This is a genomic window from Hyalangium ruber (assembly GCF_034259325.1).
Classification (GTDB): Bacteria; Myxococcota; Myxococcia; order Myxococcales; family Myxococcaceae; genus Hyalangium_A; species Hyalangium_A rubrum.
In genome coordinates, this window is the sequence record NZ_JAXIVS010000039.1 from 1 (window position 1) to 2,877 (window position 2,877).

2 protein-coding genes are annotated in these 2,877 nt (G+C 66.1%); both read right to left on the reverse strand.

What is annotated here, in order from left to right:
- Positions 1-92: 92 nt before the first annotated feature.
- The gene (locus SYV04_RS43595; RefSeq protein WP_321552056.1) at positions 93-1,043 is read right to left on the reverse strand and encodes a hypothetical protein; all 951 of its coding nucleotides are present in this window, start codon (positions 1,041-1,043) and stop codon (positions 93-95) included.
- A gap of 218 nt (positions 1,044-1,261) precedes the next feature.
- Complete coding sequence (locus SYV04_RS43600; protein WP_321552057.1) at positions 1,262-2,650, reverse strand: serine/threonine-protein kinase; 1,389 nt, start codon at positions 2,648-2,650, stop codon at positions 1,262-1,264.
- Positions 2,651-2,877: the final 227 nt, after the last annotated feature.

Below are 2,877 nucleotides of genomic sequence, written 5' to 3' on the forward strand. Positions count from 1 at the left end.
TCCCCGGCGCTCTGACCGCTGGCGCGCCAGTCCTCCACCCGCTTCTTCCACACCTCGATGTCTGCCATGCGCCACACCTTGCTCGCTCTGGCTCAGCTACTCCAGACGGGGCTCATGCAGCGGATACCCTTGCACGCACGACGCACAACGCGGCGGATGTGGCTTTCCACGGGAGCCGCACCGCGCGCCTGGAGTCGTTGCACCGCTCCCAACGTCTGACGGTCGATGCTCTGGCGGTGTACCTGTCCGCTCTTGTGAATGAAGGTCATGGTAGCGGCGATCTCGCCCTCTGCAACCACGGACAGCGTGCCCTCACCACGCGCCAGCCGTTCGATCTCCGTGCCGTGCATCCCCGTTTTAGCGTGGATGCACAGCACGTCGCGCACGCATTGAACGTCCGTGCGTTGCCGTGTCTCCTCGCGGTTGAAGTTGCTGAACTCCCAGCCGGTGATCGCGCTGTAAAGGCGCTCGATTGTCTCGATGCTGTAGCCCTTTTCCCGCACCGACTTCTCGGGACGGGCTACCGGAATCTTCAGGGAGATCGAAGCGTCTTCCCCGGTAGTCAAAGCGCCCTCGACTTCCCGCAGCCACGCACAAAAGGACTTGAGCGCCGTGATCCGGTTCTTGCGGGCGGTCTTGTGCTTCTTCAGTTCCCGCAACAGGTCTTGAAGGGTCACGGTGCGAAGGTCGCGCCCTGCGAGCCCAGCGGCCCACCCTGCCAAGTAAAAGCCCACGTTCTTCGCGTAGCGCTCGGTTGTCCCCTTGCTCCTCATGTGTTCGAGGTAGCGGACCACGGCTGGCGCGTCCATGAACACGGCAGACTCGTTCTTGATCTTCTGGGCCTCGCCCCGCGTGCGGTAGCCCTCGGGATCGCGCACGAAAAGGGCCAGTTCCGCTTCCGCTTCCGCCTCGCTGCGGGCGTCCAGGTGGATCGTGTAGTTCCGCCCGTTGATCATCTTGCGCAGCACGTAGACGGGGCGCCCGTCCTTGCCTGCGAACATCCGCCCGCCCGTCCACTTGCCGATCCACACCTTGGTACCCATGCCGCTACCGCCTCCGATTTGGTCCTTTTTTGGTCCCAGAAAGCCGGATTTGGTCCCCAAACGCAAGCGCCGCCCCCGTTTTCAGAGGGCGGCGCCTTGAAAGCGGCGGGTTGCTCGGCTTGGAAGCGGCGGCAATCGAACCCGCCACTCCGAACTTCTAGCGAGTGCGATCCAACTTGGTCGAGCGCGGTTTCAGTCAAGACTTGGCTACCCCGTCCTCATGGGTCGCTCAGCCCCTGCGGCTTCTTCTTCTGCCCCGAGGTGGCTGGGAGGGGTGGACCGAAGAAGGGCACGTAACACCGCCTCTTCCACTCATAGGTGTCCTCGATGCACGGCGGCGCCTCGTCTGCCACGGGAATCCAACAACTGCCGTGGATCTTGACCTGGGGTTTCTTACAGGGAGGCAGGCGCTGGCCGGGCAGCGGTTCCTTCGGCACCTCCTCGGCGATCCCTTCACTCGTGGGAAGAGGCTCCGGAGCGCTCAGCGGCTGGGTGAGCACCACTTCTCCCAAGCCCGTCGTCTCCCCCTCCGGCGCGGCGGCATCTGTCCCGGAGACCTCGCTCGACGCTCCCGACTTGGCCTGCCACACGCACCACATACTGGCGGCCAGCCCCCCTCCCATGACGAGCAGGGCGGCGGGCCACCTCCGCCGCACAACGGACCGGGGCGCCTGGACTGGCGGAGCCTCTCGTGCTTCCCGAGTGATGGCTTCCGGCAAGCCTCGAGCGGGAGGCTTCCCGGAGCGGATGGGTTGATCCGCTTCGCTCCCCACCGTATTCGCCGCGAGTTCCAATCCCAGCGCCAGCTCCGCCGCGGTGCCTCGGGCTTCGGGCTTCTCGGAGAGCATCTGGCCGATCCACCGTGCCAGTTCCGGGCTCAGCTGCGCCAACTCCTCCACGGGCACCAGCGCTGGGAAACGTGAGAACAGGTCCTCCTCCCCCGCCTCCTGCGCCTCGGCGATGAGCGGGTATCTGCCGGCCACGAGGCGGTAGGCGGTGACGCCCAGGGCATACACGTCATCCGCCGGAGAGGCCTCGTAACGGGCAGAGGCGAAGCGGCGGAACTTCCATTGATGGAGCTGAGCCTGGGGGCTCGCGTACTGGGGAGTACCTGGAGGGTGGGACTGGCGGGTCAGCACCGGAGCGCCACGCCAGGTACACGAGCCAAAGTCGGCCAGCAGGGCCTGGCCATCGGCGGCGCGAACCAGGACGTTGGTCCCCTTCACGTCTCGATGGAGGCCACCCGCGGCATGAACTGCCTGGAGGGCACGGGCGAGCTGGGCCAGCAGGCGCAGCACCTGTCGGGAGGAGAGGCGCTGGATTCGAGCCCACGAATACAGGGGCAGGCCCTCCACCCAATCCATCACGAGGAAGGGATGCAGCGCTCCCTCGGGCCCCGCCCACTCGCCGGAGTCATGCAAGCGGGGCACGTTCGGGTGCTCGACTCGTGAGAGCAGCTCCACCTCCAGCGCGAAGCGCGGATCCTCTGGCTGGCGTGCGAGCTTGAGGGCGAACACTCCGGCTCCGGGAGATGCGGCGCGTTCCGCGCGGAAGACGACGCCGTAGGAGCCTTCGGCCGTCAGACCCAGCAGACGCCAAGGCCCCACAAGAGCACCGGGAGGAAGGGCGGTCGGCGGTACCGTGTGCGAAGTCTCCAGCGTGTACCTCCAAGTGGGTGGAGGGCCACTGCCAGGTGGCCTGAGACAACGTAAGACCTCGCCGTGCCCCGTCGTGACGGGTTCTCCTTCTTGTGAGACCACCTGCGGCCACACACCAGGAGGTGGTCCGTGGAGTTGGAGAAGGAATTGGAGCAGTTCCGTCAGGAGGCGCAGCG

What these genes read in the sequence shown, in the direction of transcription:
- SYV04_RS43595 (WP_321552056.1), bottom strand. Translation starts at nt 1,043, where the DNA reads ATGGGTACCAAGGTGTGGATCGGCAAGTGGACGGGCGGGCGGATGTTC.